This window comes from Streptomyces sp. NPDC104096, from assembly GCF_055584385.1.
The window spans coordinates 37,909-61,225 of sequence record NZ_JBVJMD010000038.1 but is presented as its reverse complement, the minus strand read 5'-3'; the positions used below and the strand labels follow the sequence as shown (position 1 = coordinate 61,225).

The following is a 23,317-nucleotide window of genomic DNA, read 5'->3' as shown; positions in this document are numbered from 1 at the left end:
ATGAGCGAGGGTGGGGGCCGCATGACGGTGACGGAAGACAGGGTGCGCTGGGGGGTCCTGGCCACCGGCGGGATCGCGGCGGCGTTCACCGCGGACCTGGTGGACCTGCCGGACGCGCAGGTGGTGGCGGTGGCCTCGCGGACGCGGGCGTCGGCGGAGGCGTTCGCCGAGCGGTTCGGGATACCGCGGGCGTACGGCGAGTGGGAGGCGCTCGCGCAGGACGCGGACATCGATGTCGTGTACGTCGCCACCCCGCACGCGGCCCACCGGGCGGCGGCCGGCCTCTGTCTGGAGGCCGGGCGCAACGTGCTGTGCGAGAAGGCGTTCACGCTGAACGCGGGCGAGGCGCGGGAACTGGTCGCGCTGGCCCGTGAGCGCGGGAGCTTCCTGATGGAAGCGATGTGGATGTACTGCAACCCGCTGGTGCGGCGGTTGAAGGCGCTGGTCGATGACGGCGCGATCGGTGAGGTGCGCACGGTGCAGGCCGACTTCGGGCTCGCGGGCCCCTTCCCGCCGTCGCACCGGCTGCGCGACCCGGCGCAGGGCGGGGGCGCGCTGCTGGACCTCGGGGTGTACCCGGTGTCGTTCGCGCAGCTGCTGCTCGGGGAGCCGTCGGACATCGCGGCGAGAGCAGTGCTCTCGGACGAGGGCGTCGATCTCCAGACCGGAGCACTGCTCTCCTGGGAGGGCGGCGCTCTCGCTTCGGTGCACTGCTCCGTGGTGGGCGGTACCGGCACCACGGCCTCGGTCACCGGCTCCGCCGGCCGCATCGACATCCCGGACGGCTTCTTCCACCCGGACCGCTTCGTCCTGCACCGCGACGGCCGCGCCCCCGAGGAGTTCGCCGCCGACCCGGCAGACGGTCCCCGCACCAGCCTGCGGCACGAGGCGAAGGAGGTCATGCGGGCCCTGCGGGCGGGTGAGACCGAGTCCCCGCTCGTCCCTCTCGACGGCACCCTCGCCGTGATGCGCACGCTCGACGCGATCCGCGACCGCATCGGGGTCCGCTACCCCGGCGAGGCCCGCGGGCCCGGCGCGGCCGAGTCCGCCGGTCCGGCCGGACCCGGTCCGCTCATGCCGGTCTGAGGCCCGGGGCCCCCGCCTCCGTCACGAAGGACCCGGCCGTCGTGATCGGCGCGCCGGGCGTCGTCACGTACGGCACGGTCCTGAAGTCGGCACGGGCCAGCCGCTGCCCCAGCGCGACCCGGGCGTAGCCGCGCCGTCCGTCGTAGAACCGCAGGTGCGGGTTGGCCGCCATGCGCGTGGCCCAGTTCCCGGGCCGCGGGACGCCGTCCCCGCCGCTGGCGATCGACGTGGCCACGATCTCGGTGCCGAGCGTGCGGGAGGCCGGGTCGTCGAAGTCGTCCTTGATGTCGAAGGCGTAGCCGACGTGCACATCGCCGGTGAGCACCATCAGGTTCTCGACGCCCGCCGCCTCGACGCCGTCCAGGACGCGGCGACGGGCGGCCGGGTAGCCGTCCCAGGCGTCCATGGAGACCTTCGCGGCCGCGCCGGCCCCCAGCCGCTGCCGGGAGAAACAGACCTGCTGCGCCACGACGTTCCACAGCGCGGCCGAGTCCCGCCAGCCGTCGAGCAGCCACCGCTCCTGGGCCGCGCCGGTCATCGTGCGTGCCGGGTCCTCGCTCTGCGGCCCCGGCGCGTGCGGGACGTCGCCGTAGGCCTGGTCGGAGCGGTACTGGCGGGTGTCGAGCACGTCGAACTGGGCGAGCCGGCCCCACCGCAGACGCCGGTACAGCCGCATGTCCGGTCCCACGGGCAACTGCGCTGCGCGCAGCGGCTGGTGCTCCCAGTAGGCGCGGTAGGAGGCGGCGCGGCGCAGCAGGAACTCCGCCGGGGAGACCCCGTTCTCGGGGACGGCGCCCGCGTAGTCGTTCTCGGTCTCGTGGTCGTCGAAGGCTACGACGAAGGGGTGCGCCGCGTGTGCCGCCCGCAGGTCGGGGTCGGTCTTGTAGAGGGCGTAGCGCAGCCGGTAGTCCTCCAGCGACACGGCCTCGTGGGCGAACAGCGCGGGGAGCCGGCGGTCGGTGTAGGCGCGGGCGCCGCCGGTCGCGTCGACGGCGTACTCGTAGAGGTAGTCGCCGAGGTGGAAGACCACGTCGACGTCGTCCTCGGCGAGGTGCCGGTAGGCGGTGAAGTACCCGTCGTGGTAGGCCTGGCAGGCGACGGCCGCGATGTTCATCGACGACACGGGGCTGCCCTCGGCGGGTGCGGTCCGGGTGCGGCCGGTCTCGCTGAGCCAGCCGCCCACGCGGAAGCGGTAGTGGTAGACACGGCCGGGTTCCAGACCGTCGGCCTCGACGTGCACGGTGTGCCGGAACTCGGGATGCGCGACGGCGGTCCCCCGCCGGACGACGGTGACGAAGCCCTCGTCGCAGGCCAACTCCCATTCGACGTCGACGCGTCGGGCGGGCAGTCCGCCGTCGGGCTGGTACGGGGCGGGCGCCAGCCGGGTCCACAGCAGGACCGAGTCGGGCAGCGGGTCGCCGGAGGCGACGCCGAGGGTGAAGGGGTGGGCGTCGATCCGCGCCGCGTCCAGCTCCGCGGCGGCCGCCACCCCGGCCGCGGGGAGGTCGGCGGCGAAGGCGAGCGCCAGCGCAGCGCCGGAGACACCGAGGAAGCGGCGGCGGTCGAGACGGCGGGCGGCGGCCCGGAAGCCGGACGCGTGCCGCGAGGATGTCCGATGCGACGAGGGCGCTGCGATGGTCATCTTTTCCTCCCCGGACAGTTGAGGGAGGAAGCGGGGAACCGGCCGCGCCCGACACGCCCCGCCGGCCGCGCGCCACCCGAACGGCGGACACCGGGGGACGGCCGGGCGCGGGGCGCGAATCGTCAACTCCTCAACCTACACAAGCGGAGTTTGACCGTCCGGACCATGGCGGACCGATGCCGGGCTTATGCTCAACTCCCCTGCACAAGAGCTTCACATATGACGCAATCGGGTTCCGTCGGCCACACCGAGGGGGGAGGCGGCGGCCGTTCCACGGCGTCGGGTGGGGGTGGGCCTCGCGTGGGACCGCGGGGCACGCACCGATCCGTGGAACGGCCGCCGCGCACGTCGACGCGGTCCGGGGGCGCGTGCGGTCATCCGCGCCCCCGGACCCGCGCCTGCCCCGGGCTCATACCTGCCCCGAGGTCAGACCTGCCCCGGTCCCGCGCGGGTCAGGGTGCGTCGGCCCCGGACCCGCCGCTGTCGCGCACCCCGGCCGCACCGCTTTTCGGCACCTCGCCCGCGCCACCGCCCGGCACCTCGCCCGCGCCACCGCCCGGCACCACGGCCGTCCGGCCGTCCGGCGCCTCGGACACCACGCTGTCGGACACGTCGCTGTCGGGCACAGCGCTGCCGGCAGCGACGGTGCCGGGCACCGCACCGTCGGGCACAGCGCTGCCGGGCGTCCCGGGTCCGTCGCCGCCCGGAACCCGGCCACTGTCGCCCCCGGCGGCGGCTGCCGTGTCCCGGCCCGCGCGCCCCGCCAGACGCCGCCGCAGTGCGTACACCCCGCCCGCCACCAGCGCGAGCGACATCGCGCCGCCCGCCACCAGCCGCCACGGCGAGGCGTCGTCCGCCGTCGCGCCCGCCGCTCCGGCCGCCCCCCGCACCGCCTTCCCCGACGGCGACGCGCTCGCCCCGCCCTCGCTCGACGGCTTCACCAGGGTGCCCACCGCGCGCGCCGAACCGCCCATCGCGAAGCCCCAGTCGAGCAGCGCGGCCGTCTCCTCGTAGACGGAGTTGTAGCCGCTCTCGGGATGCATCACGGTGACGATCAGGGTGCGCCCGCCGCGGGTGGCGGCGCCGGTGAAGGTGTTGCCCGCGTGGCTGGTGTAGCCGTTCTTCACGCCTATCAGGCCCGGGTACGTCTTCACCCCGTACGCGCCCGACAGCAGACGGTCGGTGTTCTGGATCTGGAACGTCTTCTTCCCGCCCGCGGGGAAATCGGCCGTCCGCGTCCCGCAGTACTCGCGGAAGTCGGCGTTCTGCAGCCCGTGCCGGGCAAAGAGCGTGAGGTCGTACGCCGACGACAACTGCCCCTTGTGGTCGAAGCCGTCCGGGCTGACCACATGCGTGTCCAGGGCCTGCAGGTCCACGGCCCTGGCCTGCATCTCGGCGACCGTGCGCGCCAGTCCGCCGTTCATCAGCGAGAGCACGTGCACCGCGTCGTTGCCCGAGCGCAGGAAGACGCCCTGCCACAACTGCTCGACGGTGTAGGTGATTCCGGGCTTGATGCCGACGAGGCTGGAGCCGGAGGGTATGCCGACCAGGTCGGCGTCGGTGACCGTGTAGCGCTCGGTCCGGGCGAACTTCGGCAGGACCGTGTCGGCGAACAGCATCTTCAGCGTGGACGCGGGGGCCAGGCGCTGGTGCGCGCGGTAGGAGGCCAGCACCTCGCCGGTGTCGTGGTCGGCGACCAGCCAGGAATGGGCGGAGAACTTCCCGGGCAGCCCGCCGACGCCGTCCACCTGGACCCCGGGCCGCCCCAGCCGCTCACCGCCGATCACCGTGGCGGCCGTGCCGATCGTGGGGGTCGGGGCGGAGGTCGCGCCCTTCGTGGCGGAGGGGGACGCGGACGCGGACGCGGGCAGGGTGACGGCCAGCGGGCCGGCCGCGGCGAGGGCGAGCAGGGAGCGCCGGGACAGCCGAGAGGATTCACTCACTCCGGGACCGTACAAAGCGCGTGCGCGGCACCGTACGGCGGGTCCCCTCATGAGCCTGCCAAGTCCGTCGAGGAGGCCCCGGCCGGTCATTGAACAGGGGTTTCCTGGCAACGGGCCCATCACAGCCTAGGAATGAGCTGTCTTACGGAACTTTGATTCCGGGCCGCACATTCTCAGTTCTCACACATCCCCTACTCAGGGGGACTCAAAGGTTTCTTCCTAGCTTGTGGCCGCGCCCACAGCGGGCGCCAAGAACCTCGAGGAACGGGATGTTTGGCATCTATCTCAAGCGCGAGCTGAGCCGGCGCAAGAAGGCGGCTCTGGTCATCGCACTGGGTCTGGCGCTCGGTATCGCCCTGGTCATCACCGTGAACTCGGTGTCGGCCGGCATGACCCAGGCCCAGGACAAGGTCCTGCAGTCGCTCTACGGCCTCGGCACCGACATGACGGTCACCAAGGCACGTACGGCGCCCACCGGCGACAGTTCGGGGAAGCCGAACTTCCAGTTCGACGCGAAGTCCGAGGACGACGACTCCACGCAGAGCTCGGACCGGGTGATGACGCAGGGCGGTCAGGCCCTGGCGTCCTCGCTCGTGACCAAGGTCGCCGCGCAGAAGGGCGTGTCCAGTGCGGTCGGCGCGCTCAGCCTGAACGTCGTCAAGGTCGACGGCTCCTTCACCCAGGGCAAGGCCAAGAGCTCCACCAGCGGCCAGGGCAACCAGGGCGGCCCCGGTGGCGGCAGCGCCGGCAGCATGCCGCAGGTGCAGGGCGGCGGCGCCTCGTTCGACGTGAACTCGTACTCGGTCGGCGGTGTCGACGTGACGAACCAGGACCTGGGCCCGCTGTCCACGTCGAAGATCACCTCCGGCACGACCTTCACCGCAGCGCAGACGAACGCCAAGGTCGCCGTGGTCAGCAAGTCGTACGCCAAGGAGAGCAAGTACAAGGTCGGCTCGACCTTCAAGATCTCCGGCACCAAGTACACGGTCATCGGCATCGCGACGCCCGACAGCAGCGACTCCACCACGGACGTCTACCTGCCCCTGAAGCAGGCCCAGACGCTCGGCGACGCCAAGGACAAGGTCACCACGATCTACGTCAAGGCGACCGACTCGCAGCAGATCGACACGGTCAAGGCGACCATCCAGAAGAACATCTCGGGTACGACGGTCACCACCTCCGCCGACCTCGCCGAGACCGTCTCCGGCTCCCTGTCCACCGCCTCGAACCTGGCGACCAGCGTCGGCAAGTGGCTGTCGATCGCGGTGCTGGCCGCCGCGTTCCTGGTGGCCGCGCTGCTGACCTCCTCGGCCGTGTCCCGCCGGGTGCGCGAGTTCGGCACCCTGAAGGCGCTCGGCTGGCCGAGCCGGCGGGTGACCCGTCAGGTCGTCGGCGAGTCCATGGTCAACGGTCTGCTCGGCGGCGCCCTCGGCATCGGCCTGGGCCTGGCCGCCGCGTACACCGTCACCGCGATCAGCCCGAAGCTGACCGCGCAGCTCGGCAGCTCCGGCGGCGGTGGCGGCATGGGCGGCGGTCCGGGCGGCGGCGGTCCCGGTCAGCAGTCGGCCCGGAACACCATGGAGATCGCCCTGTCCGCGCCGGTCTCGATGACCACCATCGTGCTCGCGGTGGGCCTCGCGGTCGCCGGCGGTCTGATCGCCGGCGCGATGGGCGGCTGGCGTGCCTCCCGGATGCGTCCGGCCGACGCGCTGCGCAGCGTCTCGTAACACCCCCGTACCGGGGCGCCGCCTCACCCTTCCCCCCGGGAGGCGGCGCCCCACCTTCCTTCCTCCCCTTCCTCCCCTTCCTCCTCCTCAACTCACGGAGCACCGATGTACAGACTGACCGGCGTCACCAAGCGCTACACCCGGGGCAAGGAGACGGTGGAGGCGCTGCGCGGCGTCGACCTCACGATCGAGGACGGCGACCAGCTCGTCATCCAGGGCCCCACCGGCGGCGGCAAGTCGACGCTGCTCCAGATGATCGGCGGCCTGGACCGCCCCTCCGCGGGCAGTGTCGAACTGGACGGCGTGGACCTCGCCACCATCAGCGAGGCCAAGCTGACCCGGCTGCGTGCCGAGAAGATCGGCATCATCTTCCAGGCGTTCAACCTGATCCCGACGCTGACCGCGCAGGAGAACGTCGAGACCGCGCTCGTCCCGCTGGGCGTCAAGCCCGCCGAGCGGCGCGAGCGGGCGGCCGAGGCGCTGCGCTCGGTCGGCCTCGGGGAGCGGCTCGGCCATGTCCCGACCGAGCTGTCCGGCGGCCAGCAGCAGCGGGTGGCCATCGCCCGCGCGCTGGTGAAGAAGCCGAAGGTGCTGCTCGCCGACGAGCCCACCGGCAACCTCGACGAGGGCACCCGCGACGACATCATGGGCCTGCTGGAGGGTCTGTGGCACGAGTACGGGCTGACCTTCGTCATGGTCACCCACGACTCGTCGATCGCCCGCCGGGCACCGCGGCTGGCCACCATCAAGTCCGGCCTGATCACCCTGACCGAACAGGGCGGCGCACGCCAGTACGCGCAGCAGGCGCCCGGCGCGCAGGCGTACTGAGCCCGCGGCGGCCGACGGGGCCGCCCACCTGCCGGGCATCCGGTCGGCGTCGGCCGGCCGTCCGGCGGTGGGCGGCCCCTCACGGCTCGTCCGCGCCACCCGAACGGCGGCCCGGACGAGTCGCCGCGGGGGCGGCGGTGCGACGGTGGACACCGGAAGAGGGGGTGGGGATCCGTTCCCGCTGTCGACTCTGGGGAGTCCTCGTGACCTGCTACGACCGACGAGATCTGGGCCTGCTGCTGCTCCGACTGGGTACCGGAGGGGTGCTGGCCGCGCACGGCACGCAGAAGCTGTTCGGCTGGTTCGGCGGCCACGGGCTGGAGGGGACCGGCCATTTCATGGAGTCCGTCGGATTCGCGCCCGGCAGGACGAGCGCGCTGGCGGCCGGCCTCGCGGAGACGGGCGGCGGCACACTGCTGGCCCTGGGGCTCGCGACACCGGCGGCGGGCGCGGCGGCGGCCGGCGCCATGGCCGGGGCGTCCGCGGTGCACGCCCCGAACGGCTTCTTCGCGCAGGAGGGCGGCTACGAGTACGCGGCGAGCCTGGGCCTGGCCGCCACCGGTCTGGCGGTCACCGGGCCGGGCCGGCTCTCCCTGGACCACGCCCTCGGGCACGTCTTCGACCGGAAGTGGATGGTGCCGATGGCGCTCGGCGCGACGGCCGCGCTCACCGCCCTGGTGGTGGGTGCGCGCAACGCACGGGTGCGCAGGCGGGCGGAGGGCGAGCAGCAGGCGCTCTTCGAGGAGTAGGGTCCGGACGCCGGGGGGCCGTGGCAGGCTTCCCGCATGAGTGATCAGGACTCCCCCGCCGCCCCCGCGGATCTCTGGGCCGCCGTCGACGGGCTGTGGGCCTGGCTGGAGGCCGACCGCCCGTCCGGCGGCCGGGAAGGGCTTCTGCTGCGCATCCTCAAACTGTCGGAGGAGGTCGGCGAGGTCGCCCAGGCGGTGATCGGCGCGACCGGCCAGAACCCGCGCAAGGGCGTCACCCACACCTGGACGGACGTCGAGGCGGAGCTGTGCGACGTCGTGATCACCGCCCTGGTGGCCCTGCGCACCCTGACGCCCGAGGCCCGTGAGGTGTTCGCCGGACATCTGGCCCGGGTCACGGACCGCTCGCTCCCGCGCTGACAACCTCCCCGTCTGTGGCCTTCGTTACGGATGTTCCGCGTGTGTCCGATGGGGGCGATGGGCAGTCACTGCACGTGCGCGAAGCCGTCCAGTCCGTCCCATTGGGGGGAACCGTGAGTGTGTGCGTGATAGGTGCGGGTCTGTCGGGTCTGGCGACGGCCCACGCGCTCGCGCAACAGGGGGTCGACTTCGTCTGTCTGGACAAGGCCCCGGACGTCGGCGGCATCTGGCGTCAGCCGGGGGCCGGGGAGAAAGGTCCCGGTTACCTCTCCCTGCACCTCAACACCGCCAAGCAGCTCACCGGTTACGCGGACTTCCCGATGCCCGACTCCTACCCCCTCTACCCTCGGCACAGTGACGTCGCCGCCTATCTGCGCGCGTTCGCGCAGTGGGCGGGCGTGCTGGACCGGATCGAGACGGGCGTCGAGGTGCTGTCCGTGACCCAGGAGCCCGAAGGCGCGTGGACGGTGGTCAGCCGGGGCGCGGACGGGGTCCGGACGCGGCGGCGGTTCGCGCAGGTGATCGTCGCCTCCGGTCACAACGCCGAGCCGGCCCTGCCGCACCCGGCGCCCGGCTCCGAGTCGTTCACCGGACGGATCCTGCACTCGCTCGACTTCCACGACGCCCGGGACTTCGCCGGCCGGCGCGTGGTCGTCGTCGGGCTCGGCGCGTCCGCGGTGGACATCGCCTGCGACCTCTCCCGGCACGCCGCGCACACGATGCTGTCGGTCCGGCGCGGGCTGCACGTCGTCCCGAAGCAGTTGTACGGCATCTCCGTCGACGAGCTGGCCGAGACGCCGTGGTTCACCGAGATGTCCTTCGCACAGCAGCGCGAGTTCGTCGAGAAGGCACTGCACACCGCCCGGGGCAGGCTGTCGGACTACGGGCTGCCCGAGCCCGACCACCCGGTCTTCTCCTCGGCGATGACCCTGTCGGACGAGATCCTCAGCCGGATCCGGCACGGCGCGGTGAGTCCGAAGCCGGCGATCGAGTCCGTCGAGGGCGACCTGGTCCGCTTCGCCGACGGAACCTCGGCGGAAGCCGACGCGATCGTGCACTGCACGGGCTTTCGCATGTCGTTCCCGTTCCTGCCGGAGGGCTGCCCGGTCGGCCCCGGAGGGTCTGTCGAGCTGTACCGGCGGGTCGTCGCGCCGGACCGTCCCGGTCTGCACTTCGTCGGTCTGGTCCGCCCGGTGGGCTCCGTCACCCGGCTCGTGGAGGCGCAGTCGCGGTGGGTCGCGCGGCTCGTCGCGGGCGCGGCCGCGCTGCCGTCCGCGGAGGTCATGCGCAAGGAGGTCGACGGGTACCTGAGCGCCGTCGCGGAGCGGTACGGCAATGCCGAGGGCTCCTCGATCCAGGTGGACGTCGCCCCCTACCTCGCGGAACTGCGCGACCTCTAGGGCCTGTCCGACAATTCGCGTCGCCGCCGGGCAGACGGGAACTGTCGGACGGGCCCCAGGACGTACCGACGGCAGGGAACGGATTCCCCGCCGTCGCCGAAGGGCGTCGGGCCGGACGGGCCGACGCCCCGGTCGTGCTGGATGTCATCCCACGGCGGGCACCCGCTCCCTCGCCGACGGGACCGGCGGCCGGACCCGGTAGGCCTCCGAGGAGATGTACGCGGTCACCCGCGGCGGCCTGTCCTGCTGATGGGCCAGCGCCAGGTAGGCGACGAGCCCCACGCCGTCCTCGGGAGCGCGCGAGGTGACGGCGGACAGGGCCCGGCGCAGCGCGGTGGGGTCCATCCCCCGTCGGCGCAGCACGGCCGTCGCCCGCGCCAGGGCGTCCCGGTCGTGGCGGACGTAGTCCCGCACCGGGATGTGCAGGGTGAACCCGGTGGGGGTGCGGGCCGCCCGGTCGGTGAAGGCGTGGCAGGTCAGGCCGGGCCGGCCGGCCCGCAGCGGACCGGCGCCGAGCGGGGCGGTGACGTCGGCGTGTCCGGAGACGTCCTGGAAGAACTCCCGTACGGTCCGTCCGTCCGGCCCCGGACGCATCCGGGACAGGTCCGCCGCCCGGGCGGCCGTCAGGTGGTCGTGCCGGAGGTAGACCTTCGCCCGGGGCTCGTCCCAGTCCCCCAGGTCCAGGGCGAAGAAGGGGTATCCGTCGGCCTGCGGCAGGACGGCGAACGCCCGCCGGTGGCCGATCCGGCGCAGCGCCTCCCGAACCGTCTCGGCGGAACGATTCCTCCCGGACGCCGCCGGATTCAGGTACACCTTCACCTTGGGCATCCCGCCGGGCCGCAGCTCCAGCGCGCACCACAGGGTGAACGGGCCGTGCGGGGACGACGGGAAGAACAGGTCCTCCAGGTCGTCCAGCCGGTCGGTGCCGAAGTTCCAGCGCCGTGCCATCGCGCGGACGGCCCGCAGACCGGCCCGGCCGCCCTCCGCCGGATCCGCGGCGCCCGCGCCCGGTTCCAGCAGGACGCGCAGGGCGGGGGGCGCGCCCGGCAGGAAGGCGAGCGAGAACTCGACCGGGGTGTGGTCGTCCGAGAGGAAGCTGTCGGAGGGCGGCGGGAGGCTGAGCGGCCGTTCGGCGACGGGCCCCAGCATCTCCAGGAGTATCCGCGCATAGATCTCCGCGTCGGAGGCGCTGAGCCCCGCGACGTCGCACAGCCTTGCCAACTGGCCCGCGGTGAAGGCTCCGAGGCCCGGAGCACCGGAGTCCTTCGGGGGACGGGTCACCGGACCTCCCCGTGAACACGAAGATACCCGCCGGCCGGGGCGGGTATCTCGGTGTGGTGCGCGGAGCGGGGCTCCGGTATGAGGGGAGGGAGCAACGTGGTGGAGCGGTGAGCGGCGTCAGTGGATACGTTCTCCACGACACCTCCTTCGACTCGTGACCGACACGTCATGCCGCGTTGCTCACTACCCGAGTGGTTCAAGCTTCATGCAATCCTGTGAAGTGCGCGGATGTCGCGTAAATCACCTTGTCAGCCAGGTCAGGAACGAGCTCCACATGCCCGACCGTTCGGGCTTGCGGCCCCGCTCCTCGACGCGTCCCCCGGCCGGCTCGGGTGCCTGCGCCGCGGCGGTCGCGCCCGGCCGGCGCACCGGCTGAACGGGGGTGAAGCGGGCGGGCAGGGCGGCCAGAGCCCGGTGGAAGGGGCCCGGACGCCACGTCAGGCTGTCTGCGGGAACGGCGAGTTCGACGTCCGGGAGCTGATTGAGCAGGTTCTCCACCGCCGACACGGTGATGTGCCGGGCGGGGTCCTTGGACGGACAGGCGTGCGGACCCGCGCTCCAGGCCAGATGGGCCCGGTTGCTGCCCGCCTGACGTGCGGCCGACAGCGTCGGACCGGTGTTGGCCGCGGCGAAGCTGACCAGGATCAGATCGCCCGCCCGCACCTGCTGTCCGGCGAACTCCATGTCTGACGCCGGGTAGTGCGGCGCGTAGTTCGACATGGGCGGGTTCTCCCACAGGGTGTCGTCGAGGGCTTCCTCGATCAGACCTCCCTTGAACGCGTACCGGTCGTCGGTGAGCACCCGGTGCAGGGTGTTGGCGATGAGGTTGCGCAGAGGTTCGGCGCCCGCGCCCAGGAGCAGGGCCAGCTGGTGGACCATCTCCTCGTCGGTGAGGGCGGCCGGGTGCTTCATCAGCCAGGAGGTGACGTCGTCACCGGGCCTGCTCCGCTTCAGCGCCACCAGTTCGCCCACCGCCTGGAACAGCACCCCGACGGCTTTCTCGGCGTTGACGCCGTCGAACATGCCGGAGATGCCGAACAGGACGCGGTCGCCGATGTCGGCGGGGCAGCCGAAGAGTTCGTTGAACACGAACAGTGGCAGCTGCTTGGCGTAGTCGCCCAGCAGGTCGGCCGAACCACGGCCGACGAACTGGGAGATGAGGTAGTCGGAGATCCGCTCGGTGCTCTGGCCCAGCTTGCGCGAGTCGACCCGGGCCATGCTGTCCGTGACCGCCTGGCGCAGCCTCAGGTGCTCGGCGCCGTCGCTGAACATGCAGTTGGGGCGGTAGGCCAGCAGAGGCGCGACCGGGCTGTCCGGCGCGATCCTGCCGTCGTTGAAGTCGCGCCAGCGCCGGGCGTCCTTGCGGAACGAGCCGGAGTCCTGGAGCAGTTGCAGCGCCGTCGCGTAGTCCGTGACGAGCCTGGCCTCCACTCCGGGGGCGAGTTCCACGGGGGCGGTCGGACCGTAGTGGCGCAGGTAGTCGTAGTACGCCTGCGGATTGGCCGCGAACTCCACACCGTGCAGCGGCACTCGGCCGCCGGAGTTGTGCGCCGGGCACCCGGGCGGGGGCACCGGGGAAGGGGACTGGGCGTCCATCTCTGCTCCTAGTGGGCACGTTCCTGCAAGTGGCGGACGAGAGTGATCAGCGCCTGGGCCGAAGACCGCTCGTCGCGCGCGTCGCAGGTGACGACGGGGGTGTCGTCGAGCAGGTCGAGTGCCTCGCGCAGCGCCTGCTCCTCGCGCAGCGGCGAGCCGTCGAAGTGGTTGACGGCGATGGCGTAGTCGAGTCCGTACTGCTCGATCAGATCGATCACGGCGAACGAGTCCGCCAGCCGCTCGGGGTCGACCAGGACCAGCGCGCCCAGGGCGCCGCGGGCCATGTCCTCCCACATCTGCACGAAGCGCTGCTGTCCGGGCGTGCCGAACAGGTACAGCACGACCTGGTCGCTGATGGTCAGGCGGCCGAAGTCCATGGCGACCGTCGTGGTGGTCTTGCCCTCCACGCCCTTGAGGTCGTCCACCCCCTCGGCGGCCCGGGTCATCGTCTCCTCGGTGGACAGCGGGGCGATCTCGGAGATCGCCCCGATGAACGTGGTCTTGCCCACCGCGAAGTGGCCGACGACCAGGATCTTCACCGCGGTCTGGGTCGCTCCGGCGCGGACGTAGTCCCGCTCATCCAAACTTGGCCCTGAGCCCATTCAGCACCTCCTCCAGGATCTGCCGGTCGGCGAGAGCGGCCCGCGCCACCGGGGGACGGGTGACGAGATGACCGCTCTCGGTGAGCGAGGACAGCAGGATCTTCACCACGCCCAGCGGCAGCCGGGTGTGCCCGGCGATCTCCGCGACCGAGAGGTAGCCGGCCCCGCACAGGTCCAGCAGGTTCTGTTCCTCGGGCGACAGCCGGGTGGGGCGCCGCTGGTCGTCGTCGGCCGCCGTGACGAGGGTGATCAGCGAGAGCTGCTCCTCGTCGGGCAGGCCGCGGCCCTTGGTGATGACGTACGGGCGTACTAACTCCGCGTTCCCCGAGTCCAGTTCGTCGCCGTAGCTCATGAGCGGGCGCCGAGGTTCTCGCGCGGCGGCGTGGTGAGCGCCTTGCCGAGCTGGCCGACGAGCTGCTGCATACGGAAACTGATGTCCTGCATGTCGACGTCGGGAGAGGCGGACACCCCGAGGTAGGCGCCCTCGCCGGCGGAGATGAGGAAAACCCAGCCGCCGTCGAACTCCACGAGCGTCTGCCGCCACTGGAGCGCCTCGCCGTCACAGAAGAAGGCGAGCGACCGGCTGAGCGACTGCACACCGCTCATCGCGGCGGCGACCCGGTCGGCGTTGTCCCTCTCGAAGTCCTTCGTACGGGCCATCAGCAGCCCGTCGGCGGAGATCAGGACCGCGTGCAGGGCCCCGGGAATCTCCAGGGCGCTGTCGAGCATCCATGACAGGTCGTCGTTCACGAGAACTCATGCCCTTCGCTGTCAGCACCACGGGTGCTGCTCGTCTGATCCGCGGGATCCGGCTGCGTCGACCGGCCCGACTGCGTACCGCGCTGGAAGGCCCCCATGATCGCGGCGGTCTCCGCGCCGGAGCGCGACGGGGCGCGGGTGACGGACGCGCTGCCCGGCACGATGGCCATCGGCCGCTTGCGGCGCCGCTTCGGCAGCCCGTCGGAGGTCGAGGACGCGGCCAGGGTGGGCTCGGGTCCGCCCGGCACGGCCTCGGCGGCCGTTTTGGGCGTCGCCTTTGGGGCGGCCGGCGCCTTGCGCTCGGGCATGCCGGTGAGCAGGTCGTGCGGCAGGAGGACCACCGCGCGGACACCGCCGTAGGGGGACGAGGAGTCCACGGACACCTCGAAGCCGAAGCGCTCGGCCAGCACGCCGATCACGGCGAAGCCGAACTGGGGCGGGTTGCCGAGTCCGGAGACGCCGGTGACCCGGTCGCTGGACAGCAGTCGCTCCGCCTTGGCGCGCTCCTCGTCGTTCATTCCGACACCGGCGTCGTCGACGACGATGCAGATGCCCTTGGGCACGGTGCGGATATTGATTTCGACGACGGTGTCCGGGCTGGAATAGCTGGTCGCGTTGTCGAGGAGTTCGGCGAGCGCGAGCGCCACCGGTTCGACGGCCCGGCTGGTGATGCCGAAATCCACCTGGGACAGAATTTCGACGCGGCGGTAATGCCGAATGCGCCCCTGGGCGCTGCGCACCACGTCGTAGACGGAGGCGATGTCACGCTGCCGTCCGAGCCAGCCTTCGCACAGCACGGCGATGGACTGGGCGCGCCGGCCGAACTGCGAGTTGGTGTGGTCGATTTCGAGCAGATCCTGGAGAATGACCGACTCGCCGTACTTGTTCTGGAGTCGGGAGACCACCAGCTGCTGCTCGGCGGCGAGGCCCTGAAGTGTCCGCATGGCGGACTTCAGCACCGTCTTGGTGGCTTCCTCGGCCTGCTCCTGAGCCGCCTGGACGGATTGGGAGTATTGATTCTCCAGTTCGGAGTAATGGGCCTTCAGCCCGTCCATCTCCTGCCGTAAGGCATGAATTGCCCGACGCTGCCGAACAATCAAGGCAATTGCGACAAGGATGACGACGAGCAGAGCCCAGAGCACTGGGTTCTGTATGTATTCCGTCATAAGACTCTCTTCAGGCGACTGACGGCCGACTGCTGAAATCCCGTCCGTGCGGGCGAGTCGGCGGACCGCCCGCATGAGGGTTTCCGCCCGGGCCGTCCCCGAAGTCGGGTATGCCGTCCTGCGTCCATCCGCCCGACCCGCAAGCGTGGTGATCGTATCACCGTGCGAACACATGACTGACCGTCAATATGTGCGATAGAAACCCATATTGACGGCCGGTTACATGTCGACTTACCGAGAAACATCCCCTCTTGGAGCGCACGGCTCCGCCGCCCGGCCCGGACCGGGCGGACGGCACCCGATGGCACACATCCGGCCGAATTGCTCGAACTCCGCCGCAACACGGCCCTGTCGGGCCGTCCTGGCGTACGTTACGACCAGAGCCGAGAAATCCTTCCGGGGCGTATCGACGGCGACTCACTCGCACTGGAGTGCGACGACGAACCGGCCACCGGCACCCGTGTCCGTACCCGCTGCACCATCGGCACATCGGCCGGCGCACCGCCGGTCCTCGCGCCCGCTCCCCGGACGGGCCCGGAGGACCGCGACCGGCTGCTCGCGACCACCGGCACCGCGCGTCACCGATCCGCGTCCGACCGCAACTGACGGCAACCGAAAGGCACGTCATGCCCATCCAGCACACCGACGCACTCTTCTACACCGGCGTCGTCACCGCGGAGAGCGGCCGTGAGGGCCGTGTGTCATCCGACGACGGCAAGCTCGACGTCACCGTGAGCCAGCCCAAGGAGCTCGGCGGCGCCGGCCGCGGAACCAACCCCGAGCAGCTCTTCGCCGCCACCTACAGCGCCTGCTTCCACGCCTCCGTCGCCATCGTGGCCGGCATCGAGAAGGTCGACATCACCGGCTCCAGCGTCACCGCCCGCGTCGCCATCGGCAAGAACGACGACGGTTTCGGCATCATCGCCGACCTGACGGCGCACCTGCCCGGCGTCGAGCCCGCCGTCGCGCAGAAGCTCGTGGACAAGGCGCACGAGATCTGTCCGTACTCCCGCATGACGCGGGAGGGCATCGAGGTGAGCCTTCAGATCGGCTGACCCGACGCGGGCCGCACCACGAGGGCGGGCGGCGCGCGACCGACTCCGGTGCGCACCGCCCGCCCTCGGCCGGTTCGGGTCCAGGCGCGCTCCTCGGGGCCGTCGGTGAAGGTACGGACCGTGACGCCTGCCGTATGGCGGGTGTCCAGAAGGAGACGGCCGGAGAGCGCGCGGAACTGCTCGCCTACGGGCGGCGGGTTGTCGTACAGAGGAATGCGACGGGGAGACGGACGAAGACGTCGTACGAGGCGAGTGGGCGGTGAAGGAACTCACGGCCCAGGTGGCTGAGGACGCTGCGGTAGACGTCATCGGGGTCGACCCGCACGGCCTGCGGCCCCTGATCGGCGCCGGGGTGGAGACCGACGACAAGTCGGGCCGTTGCGTAGGCCCTCTCGCGCAGGACGGAGCCGTGGGAGAGGAATCCCCCAGGTAGGCGACCACGGCCAAAACCGCTCGACAGGGCGGCGCACGACGAGCTGGATCAGTTCGGGTTCGGTGGCGGACCGGACTGCACCCCGATCCCGGTGCCACCCGCTGCGCCGCCATCCTCGCCATCCTCTGGGACGGCGAGTAGCGGTTCGGGCCGTTGATGCAACCGGGACCACAGCCGCTCGAAGTCCGCACTCGCCGCACATAGCTGGCGCGCCATGAAGTTTGGATCGCCGAGAAAGCGGACGGCCTGGACGCGGAACTACCCGACGAGGCGGCTCGCCACCTTCGGCCAGTGAGGGATAGCGGCTTCCTTCGCGAACCTATGCAGAGACAACCGGGCCTACCCCCAGGAGCCTTGCGGCTTCGTGGACGAAACCGTACGCTCTCCATATGGGTTCGTCCACGAAACCACAGGGGGCCTTCTGATGGATCACGCAACTCTGCGCACCACTGTCGTCGCGGCGCTGGCCGAGGCCGATTCCCTCAGAGAGAAGTTGAACGGACTGCTTGCCGAGATCGACGGAACCGAAAGCGCAATCGACCTCGGACGCCAGGGGCTCTGGACGAAGGCACAGGTTGCACTCCTGTGGGACAAGGCGAACCACCTTCCCGGAGTCCGCGCGCTGTTTGAGGTCACCGCCGAACGCCCTGGCGAAAAGGTCACCTTCACGGAGATTCTCGAGCGCTCCAAGCTTCCAGAGCGGCAACAGAGCAACGAGCATGCGGCTCTCAGCCGCATCTCCGCGCAGTTGTTCAAGGAGAAGCGCTGGCCCATCGAGAACACTCAAGGAAGCTCCGACAGCGCAACGGGCAAGGCCGAGATGTTGTACTGGATGGACAGCCGCGTCGCCGCGTGGTGGCAGGAAATCACCAAGTGAGGAACCCCTGGTGGCCGACGGCACCCGACGTCGGCTGCCCCGGTCAGCCATCGCGGAGTGCTCGGGCAATGTTCGCAGCTGGTCGGGGTGGGCTCATAGCGGGTCGCAATGCCACCCCGTTGATCGTGTAGCCGGGTCCCGTCACCGTGACCCAGCCCTCTCGGAGTCTGACACCCCGAGTTGGAACCGGTACACCAGTTCCAAGAACACAACCCCCGCAGACCGGCATGTCATTGATCTGCAGGTCCTAAGTGCTGACAGTTCTCGCAGAGGGGACGGACCTCCGCTGAGTGTTACGAAGTAGTCTTGCGCGGGCCGAAACGGCTTTGCGCTGAGGCTATGGCTCACGCATGAGCCCGGAAGCAAGGGGATCGCGATCCCCCTGTTGGCCAGCTCGACAGTCTGGACCACTCCGCCTCCTTCAAGCGGCCGGAGCTGATCCGCTTGAGGGGCCGGGCAGGATATCCAACAGCCAGGGGGCAGGATGAGGGAGACATCGGCAGCGGCGGCGGGAAACCTGTCGGCAGCAGCAGGGGTGCCGCTCGATGATGACCGGCTCCGACTGCAGTACATCCCCTGGGGGGATCCAACCGGAGCAACGGCGTTGGAAGCGCTTTGCGAAGCCCAGCATTTCTTCTACGACAGCCCGGAGTGCTCCGAGCGGATCCCAGTACCGGCGGCACGACAGTATCCCGTGCCGCAAGCACTTGGCGGCGACACCCGGAGCAGGCTGCCCCGTGGCATCTACCTCTTTGAGTCGCGCGCTGACCGGGTCCTCGTCGGATTCGCATTGGGCAACGGTGGAGATGCGGTTACTCCCCAGCGAAAGCGTCTCCGTGACATAGACGACGGCCACATGCTCCACCGGGCCCTTCTCCAGTACCGGGAATGGTGCGCCACTGTCCCCGACGATGCCACACCCGCTTTCGCCCGCGGCGACCTCGTCCGTCTGGCGGGGAGGCGAGAGACCTTCACGGTGCTCAAGGCGACGCCAACGCGGGACGGAAGCGTCCAGTACAGGTTGCAGGACGCGACCGGCGGTCGGCGTATGGCGTTCGAGGAGGATCTCGAGACTCTTCCGCCCAGCGTGGATGAACCCGAGGACTGGATTTTCCGTCCGCCCGCTCCCGCTGACCGGACCGCGCTGACTCTCACTCTGGCCAAATTGAGCACGCCGCTAACGGATGTGGTGTATTCGTACCAGTCGAGCCGCACGGTGTTCCGGCCCTATCAGTTCCGTCCCGTGCTCAAGCTGATGAGTTCGGATCGCCAGCGTTTGCTGATCGCGGACGAAGTCGGTCTCGGCAAGACGATCGAAGCGGGCTTGATCTGGAACGAATTGGAGCAACGTACCCATCTGCGGCGCTCCTCAGGACGGCGTGGTGGCACGCACTTCCGCGGCCTCGTCGTGTGTCCCGCCGCACTCGTCACCAAGTGGCAGAACGAGATGCGCGACCGCTTCGACCGGCACCTGCGTGTCCTCGACAAGGAGGGCATGGCGGAGTTGGTGGAGCTGTTCCGCAGCGGGGACGCCAGCGATTCGTTCGCCGGAGTGGTGTCCCTGGAACGGCTCCGGCGGGCCGGGCAGCTCGACGAGCTCGCCGACCTCCAGCCCCGATTCGACCTCGTGATCGTGGATGAGGCGCACTACCTGCGCAACGCGAGCAGCCGGAGCCACGCCGCAGCAGCCCTGCTCGCCGACTGGGCGGATGCCCTGATCTTTCTCTCCGCCACTCCCCTCAACCTCGGCAACCAGGACCTGTACAATCTCGTGCACCTTCTCGACGAGTCGTCCTTCCCGGATCCCAAGGTCTTCGAGAACCAGCTCGAGCCCAACCGCCATCTGAACGCGGTCGCGGTCGGTCTCGCCGAGGGCAACGCGGGCGCCCCCGCCGGCGCTCGGGCCATGCACTCCCGACTCATGCGGGTTCAGACCTCCGCGTACGGCAGGATCACCGCTCGACGACCGGAGTTCCGGCGTCTCCAGGAGCTCTTGAGTACCAACGAACCGCTGTCTCCCCACCAACGAGCCGAGGCCCGGCGGTGCATCACTGAACTCAACGCCCTCGCAGGTGTCGTCAACCGTACGCGCAAGGTCGACACACCCGACCGCAAGGCCCTGCGCGAGGCCGAGGACGTCGCCGTCATCTGGACCCCACAGGAGCGCTCCTTCTACGACGCCCTACACAGATGGTGCCTGGAGCGCGCCGCCCGCAGCGGCACCGCTGCCGGCTTCGCCGCACAGATGTGGCTGCGGCAGACAGCCAGCTGCATCCCGGCCATGCAGCGGCGGCTGAGGGAGCGCTTCTCGCCCCGGCCGGCCGATGAAGGGGCCGTCGAGGAACTCCTTTACGAATCCGGGATCGTTGACGACGCTGAGGACGCCCCAAACGACAACTCCAGGAAGTCGGCCGCCTCCCCCGAGAAACTCGCTCGCGAACTTGCGGAGCAGGCAGACGATCTCTCCGCGTTGCGCTCCCTGCTGCGTGAACTCCCCGTCGACACTAAGTTCGAGCGGTTCGCGGAGATGCTGCGGAGCGCCCGCGCGAAGGGCATGCGGCAGGCGATGGTCTTCTCCTTCTTCACCCGCACCCTGGAGTACCTGGAAGAACGGCTGGCTCCTGAGTTCAAGGTACGGGTGATGCACGGGAAGATCCCGCCGGTCGAGCGGGAACGCATCATGAAGGACTTCCGTGCTGACGCGTTCGATCTGCTCCTGGTGAGCGAGGTGGGCAGCGAGGGCCTGGACTTCGAGTTCTGCAACGTCCTGGTCAACTACGACCTGCCCTGGAACCCCATGCGGGTCGAACAGCGCATCGGACGCCTCGACCGGTTCGGCCAGAGGCACGAGAAGATCTTCATCTTCAACATGCAGGTCCCCGGCACCATCGAGACCGACATCTTCCAGCGCCTCTACGCGCGCATCGGGGTCTTCCAGGACTCCATCGGCGAACTCGAACCGATCCTGCGCGGACGCCTCAAGGAGTTGCACCGCATCGTTCTGGATCCACGACTCACGCCGGAACAGCGGCGCAGCCAGGTCGACCGGATCGCGGTCGCACGGGTGGACCGGGAAAAGGACCTGGAAACACTGAACGACGCACAGGCACTTCTCACTGGCCTGGACGGCTTGCTCATCGAAGGCTTCGACGAAGCCAGCCCGGGCAGGGGGCGCTATCTCGGCCCCAAGGAGATCCGCGGCCTCGTCGAGTCCTTCCTGATGGACAGCGAGTGCGGCCTGGTGCGCGAAGTCCCCGGCGAGGACGACCTGGTGGACATCTCAGGCAGCAGCGACCTGCTCAAGGCGATGTACGAAGCGATGGACGCAGGCGCCTTCCCCCACCCCCGCGGCGATCTGCTGGCCAGGCTCAAGAGCGGCTCACCGATGCGCGCCTGCTTCACCGCGAGCACCTCGTCGGCGAGCGGAGTTCCGTTGCTCAGCGTCCGTCATCCGCTGGTGCGCACCGCACAGTGGTGGTACGACCAGCGGCCCGAGCTGCTCCCGCGCTACGGACGGGTACGGCTGCCGGGTCTGCCACCCGGCTCCCGCTATCTGGTGGAGGTCCGGCTGGCGCGTACAGACGGCACACGTTCACGCCGCGAGTTGTGGACCACCGCGGTCGACATCCGAACGTTGCAGGAGGTGCCCGAGGTCGGCACCGCGCTGCTGACCTCTCTCGCCCGCGGCGAACTGACCCACGCCTACGAGCCGCTGCCCGCGGGTATCGACGGGTCGCTCGCCGAGACTCTGGATGAGGTGCAAGCCCTCGCGGCCGTGCAGGAGCACTCGACCAAGCGGCTCTACGAGGCCGAGAACACGCGGCTCGCCGAAGGTCGGCGCGCGACGGTGCGGGACACCTTCCACGTGAAGATCGCGCGGGCCCGTCGTCTAGCCCACGAGGTGGACCACCCCTCGATCCGCCGTCTCCACGAGAGCCGGGTGACTCACCTGGAGACCCGGCGGGACGCCCTCCTGGCACAGATGGAGCGGGACGCCCGCTTCAGTCTGTCCACCGAGACGGTCGTCCTCGTTCTGGTCGAAGGGGACTGACCGGACGCCGCCGGTGGCCAGGTACACACCCGGGCCACCGGCGGGCGCCTCACTGCCACGGATGGGAATACAAGTCGGTGAAGGATGGCCACTGGTGTTCCTGGACGACCTTGCCCACACGCGTCAGACGGATCGCACCCTGCTCTCCCGCCCGGAGCACAGGCCACCGCTCCACCCTGAACGTCATGGGCCGGGCCGTGGAATCATGCACGATCATTTCCCCGTTGAGCCGCAGCGCGAGGGAGAACGCCGTCCTCGGATGAAGTACGACGGGCAGATATGGATGCGTGCTGCCCTCCACCGAGAAGTCCATCGGTTCCCCGTCCACCGCCATCGCCCGGATCCGGGCCTTGGTGACCCTTCCGACGTCCGGCATCCCTCTCCAGTGATGGGCCAGTTCCTCGCGGCGTATGACCTGGTGTGGGGTGTAGAGAGGCTGGAAGGCGGGATAGAGCAGTTCGCTGCGTCGGCCGCCGTCGGAGTCGTCCCACTCCAGCACCAAGTCGAAGCCGGGCCGGGGGAGGTTGAGCCGGTGGTAGTTGTGCACCACCAGGCCTGTCACGACCGACTGCTCCGGCGATTCCAACGCTCTGTCGAACTCCACCGTGGCATGGGGGAACTTCTCTTCGAAAGCCTGCCGTACCAGAGGCACCTGGGACATGCCTCCGGCGAGCAGGACGTGCTGCACGTCGGTCGCCAGTTCCGACAGCGGCATACGGGCCAGACGCGCGATGTCGGGTGTCGTGCGCCTGCGCAGCCGCGCCTCGCACAGAGCAGCCCTGACGTGTTCCAGGGCTTCCTCCATCTGGGGCCGGAAGGCCTCCTCCAGCCGTTGGCGCGTGTACGTGAGCAGCGGCAGGTCGGTGTACCCACCGCCGACGGGAACCGCCTGTTCGGCGTACCGCGTGTCGGAGAGCAGCACCTTGAGCCGTCGAGCCGCCGCCACGAGCAGCGCCCTCAGGGTGGAGGGATCAAGCATCCGGTCCACCGATATGCCCATGACCTCCAGGTCTTGTTCCAGATCCCGGGCGATCCTTAGGTCCAGCGCGTCACCGGCCCTGGCCACACCGCGTGCCGAGAGCACGGTGAGCTCGGGGGCGCTGTCCTGGAGTGATTCGGTGACCTCCACCACGGCGATGTCGAGAGTGCCCCCGCCAAAGTCGAAGACCAGCGTGATTCCGTCGGGCCGGTCCTCGCCAAGTTCCCAGTAGAGACCCTCCGACCAGGCGAGTCCGGCAGCCACGGGCTCGTCGACGATGTCCCCGACGGCCACCGGAATACCCGCGGCCCGGGCCAGAGTGGCAAGCCGCCTGCGCTGCGGTCCGTCCCAGATGGCTGGGCAGGCAAGACGGAAGTGGGCGTCCTCCGTGTCCGCCCCGGCGGCCCTGGCACGCAGCAGCACATGCTCCAGCAGCTGCTTTATCAGAGTGTCCGCCGACTGACGGATCTTGCCGCTCCCCTCCTGGCCAGGAAGCGCGTCGGGCGCCAGGCCGAGGGTTATGCACTGCTTCACGGACCGCAGCGCGGAGGCCCCGGCCGCCGTCTCGGCACCTTCGCCGAACAGGAGCTCACCGGAGCGCGAAACGGAGATCACGCTCGGCATCCAGGCCGTTCCGTGACCGATCGGCACGTTTTCCGGCGTACCACCGGGGAGCCGCTGGCTCACCAAGGTGGTCGCGGTACCGAAGTCGATACCGATCAAGGGCTTGTCGTGCTGCACCGATGTCCTCCATGCACCCTAGCT

The 23,317-nt window shown here is 70.2% G+C and carries 18 protein-coding genes and 1 pseudogene; 10 read left to right on the top strand and 9 right to left on the bottom strand.

Annotated elements, in window-relative coordinates; all coding sequences use genetic code 11:
* Positions 1-21 precede the first annotated feature (21 nt).
* A complete protein-coding gene (locus tag ACZ60B_RS29980) occupies positions 22-1,086 on the top strand; it encodes a Gfo/Idh/MocA family protein (RefSeq protein ID WP_469392369.1) in 1,065 nt (354 codons plus the stop codon).
* On the opposite strand, the gene ACZ60B_RS29975 is transcribed toward ACZ60B_RS29980, so the two are convergent.
* Together ACZ60B_RS29975 and ACZ60B_RS29970 are read right to left on the bottom strand one after the other, a co-directional pair.
* Positions 1,073-2,728, bottom strand: coding sequence for an alkaline phosphatase D family protein (locus ACZ60B_RS29975; RefSeq protein ID WP_469392367.1), 1,656 nt, complete (start codon positions 2,726-2,728; stop codon positions 1,073-1,075). The two genes, ACZ60B_RS29980 and ACZ60B_RS29975, sit on opposite strands and share 14 nt — an antisense overlap.
* 722 nt (positions 2,729-3,450) lie before the next feature.
* Positions 3,451-4,722, bottom strand: a pseudogene (locus tag ACZ60B_RS29970) (D-alanyl-D-alanine carboxypeptidase family protein); the annotation flags it as partial.
* A gap of 218 nt (positions 4,723-4,940) precedes the next feature.
* Here ACZ60B_RS29970 and ACZ60B_RS29965 point away from each other — a divergent pair.
* The 5 genes from ACZ60B_RS29965 (at position 4,941) to ACZ60B_RS29945 (ending at position 9,753) form a co-directional block, all read left to right on the top strand.
* Entirely contained in the window at positions 4,941-6,398 is a 1,458-nt protein-coding gene (locus ACZ60B_RS29965; RefSeq protein WP_469392365.1) for an ABC transporter permease, read from the top strand.
* Between the two features lie 105 nt (positions 6,399-6,503).
* Positions 6,504-7,226 (top strand): ABC transporter ATP-binding protein, encoded by a 723-nt coding sequence (locus ACZ60B_RS29960; RefSeq protein WP_469392362.1) that lies wholly within the window; start codon positions 6,504-6,506, stop codon positions 7,224-7,226.
* Positions 7,227-7,429: 203 nt separating this feature from the next.
* Positions 7,430-7,975: a DoxX family protein gene (locus ACZ60B_RS29955; protein WP_469392360.1), complete on the top strand. Its 546-nt coding sequence runs from the start codon at positions 7,430-7,432 to the stop codon at positions 7,973-7,975.
* Positions 7,976-8,011: 36 nt separating this feature from the next.
* Positions 8,012-8,353: a MazG-like family protein gene (locus tag ACZ60B_RS29950; RefSeq protein ID WP_469392358.1), complete on the top strand. Its 342-nt coding sequence runs from the start codon at positions 8,012-8,014 to the stop codon at positions 8,351-8,353.
* Between the two features lie 113 nt (positions 8,354-8,466).
* Positions 8,467-9,753, top strand: coding sequence for a flavin-containing monooxygenase (locus tag ACZ60B_RS29945; RefSeq protein WP_469392356.1), 1,287 nt, complete (start codon positions 8,467-8,469; stop codon positions 9,751-9,753).
* A 144-nt stretch (positions 9,754-9,897) separates the two neighbouring features.
* Here the strand turns inward: ACZ60B_RS29945 and ACZ60B_RS29940 are convergent, their stop codons facing one another.
* The 6 genes from ACZ60B_RS29940 to ACZ60B_RS29915 all read right to left on the bottom strand — a co-directional run bounded on the left by ACZ60B_RS29940 (position 9,898) and on the right by ACZ60B_RS29915 (position 15,157).
* Positions 9,898-11,034: a tryptophan dimethylallyltransferase family protein gene (locus tag ACZ60B_RS29940; protein ID WP_469392354.1), complete on the bottom strand. Its 1,137-nt coding sequence runs from the start codon at positions 11,032-11,034 to the stop codon at positions 9,898-9,900.
* Between the two features lie 240 nt (positions 11,035-11,274).
* Positions 11,275-12,630, bottom strand: coding sequence for a cytochrome P450 (locus tag ACZ60B_RS29935; protein WP_469392352.1), 1,356 nt, complete (start codon positions 12,628-12,630; stop codon positions 11,275-11,277).
* An 8-nt stretch (positions 12,631-12,638) separates the two neighbouring features.
* Positions 12,639-13,232, bottom strand: a complete 594-nt coding sequence (locus tag ACZ60B_RS29930) for a GTP-binding protein (protein WP_469392350.1) — start codon at positions 13,230-13,232, stop codon at positions 12,639-12,641.
* Positions 13,207-13,584, bottom strand: a complete 378-nt coding sequence (locus tag ACZ60B_RS29925; RefSeq protein WP_450666367.1) for a DUF742 domain-containing protein — start codon at positions 13,582-13,584, stop codon at positions 13,207-13,209. The genes ACZ60B_RS29930 and ACZ60B_RS29925 overlap by 26 nt, the downstream gene beginning before the upstream one ends.
* Complete coding sequence (locus ACZ60B_RS29920; RefSeq protein ID WP_351616640.1) at positions 13,581-13,982, bottom strand: roadblock/LC7 domain-containing protein; 402 nt, start codon at positions 13,980-13,982, stop codon at positions 13,581-13,583. The genes ACZ60B_RS29925 and ACZ60B_RS29920 overlap by 4 nt, the downstream gene beginning before the upstream one ends.
* Positions 13,979-15,157 (bottom strand): sensor histidine kinase, encoded by a 1,179-nt coding sequence (locus tag ACZ60B_RS29915; RefSeq protein ID WP_469392347.1) that lies wholly within the window; start codon positions 15,155-15,157, stop codon positions 13,979-13,981. The genes ACZ60B_RS29920 and ACZ60B_RS29915 overlap by 4 nt, the downstream gene beginning before the upstream one ends.
* A gap of 321 nt (positions 15,158-15,478) precedes the next feature.
* On the opposite strand from ACZ60B_RS29915, the gene ACZ60B_RS29910 reads away from it, so the two are divergent.
* From ACZ60B_RS29910 to ACZ60B_RS29895, 4 genes are all read left to right on the top strand, one after another.
* On the top strand, positions 15,479-15,763 hold the full coding sequence (locus ACZ60B_RS29910; protein ID WP_469392345.1) for a hypothetical protein: 285 nt from the start codon (positions 15,479-15,481) through the stop codon (positions 15,761-15,763).
* 20 nt (positions 15,764-15,783) lie between these two features.
* Positions 15,784-16,212, top strand: a complete 429-nt coding sequence (locus ACZ60B_RS29905; protein ID WP_469392343.1) for an organic hydroperoxide resistance protein — start codon at positions 15,784-15,786, stop codon at positions 16,210-16,212.
* 797 nt (positions 16,213-17,009) lie between these two features.
* Entirely contained in the window at positions 17,010-17,522 is a 513-nt protein-coding gene (locus ACZ60B_RS29900; RefSeq protein ID WP_469392341.1) for a hypothetical protein, read from the top strand.
* A 484-nt stretch (positions 17,523-18,006) separates the two neighbouring features.
* Positions 18,007-21,573 (top strand): helicase-related protein, encoded by a 3,567-nt coding sequence (locus tag ACZ60B_RS29895; RefSeq protein WP_469392338.1) that lies wholly within the window; start codon positions 18,007-18,009, stop codon positions 21,571-21,573.
* Between the two features lie 49 nt (positions 21,574-21,622).
* Here ACZ60B_RS29895 and ACZ60B_RS29890 read toward each other — a convergent pair whose 3' ends face one another.
* On the bottom strand, positions 21,623-23,293 hold the full coding sequence (locus ACZ60B_RS29890) for an Hsp70 family protein (RefSeq protein WP_469392336.1): 1,671 nt from the start codon (positions 23,291-23,293) through the stop codon (positions 21,623-21,625).
* Positions 23,294-23,317 lie beyond the last annotated feature (24 nt).

What these genes read in the sequence shown, in the direction of transcription:
- ACZ60B_RS29980 (WP_469392369.1), top strand. Translation starts at nt 22, where the DNA reads ATGACGGTGACGGAAGACAGGGTGCGCTGGGGGGTCCTGGCCACCGGC.
- ACZ60B_RS29975 (WP_469392367.1), bottom strand. Translation starts at nt 2,728, where the DNA reads ATGACCATCGCAGCGCCCTCGTCGCATCGGACATCCTCGCGGCACGCG.
- ACZ60B_RS29965 (WP_469392365.1), top strand. Translation starts at nt 4,941, where the DNA reads ATGTTTGGCATCTATCTCAAGCGCGAGCTGAGCCGGCGCAAGAAGGCG.
- ACZ60B_RS29960 (WP_469392362.1), top strand. Translation starts at nt 6,504, where the DNA reads ATGTACAGACTGACCGGCGTCACCAAGCGCTACACCCGGGGCAAGGAG.
- ACZ60B_RS29950 (WP_469392358.1), top strand. Translation starts at nt 8,012, where the DNA reads ATGAGTGATCAGGACTCCCCCGCCGCCCCCGCGGATCTCTGGGCCGCC.
- ACZ60B_RS29935 (WP_469392352.1), bottom strand. Translation starts at nt 12,630, where the DNA reads ATGGACGCCCAGTCCCCTTCCCCGGTGCCCCCGCCCGGGTGCCCGGCG.
- ACZ60B_RS29930 (WP_469392350.1), bottom strand. Translation starts at nt 13,232, where the DNA reads ATGGGCTCAGGGCCAAGTTTGGATGAGCGGGACTACGTCCGCGCCGGA.
- ACZ60B_RS29925 (WP_450666367.1), bottom strand. Translation starts at nt 13,584, where the DNA reads ATGAGCTACGGCGACGAACTGGACTCGGGGAACGCGGAGTTAGTACGC.
- ACZ60B_RS29915 (WP_469392347.1), bottom strand. Translation starts at nt 15,157, where the DNA reads ATGACGGAATACATACAGAACCCAGTGCTCTGGGCTCTGCTCGTCGTC.
- ACZ60B_RS29905 (WP_469392343.1), top strand. Translation starts at nt 15,784, where the DNA reads ATGCCCATCCAGCACACCGACGCACTCTTCTACACCGGCGTCGTCACC.
- ACZ60B_RS29895 (WP_469392338.1), top strand. Translation starts at nt 18,007, where the DNA reads ATGAGGGAGACATCGGCAGCGGCGGCGGGAAACCTGTCGGCAGCAGCA.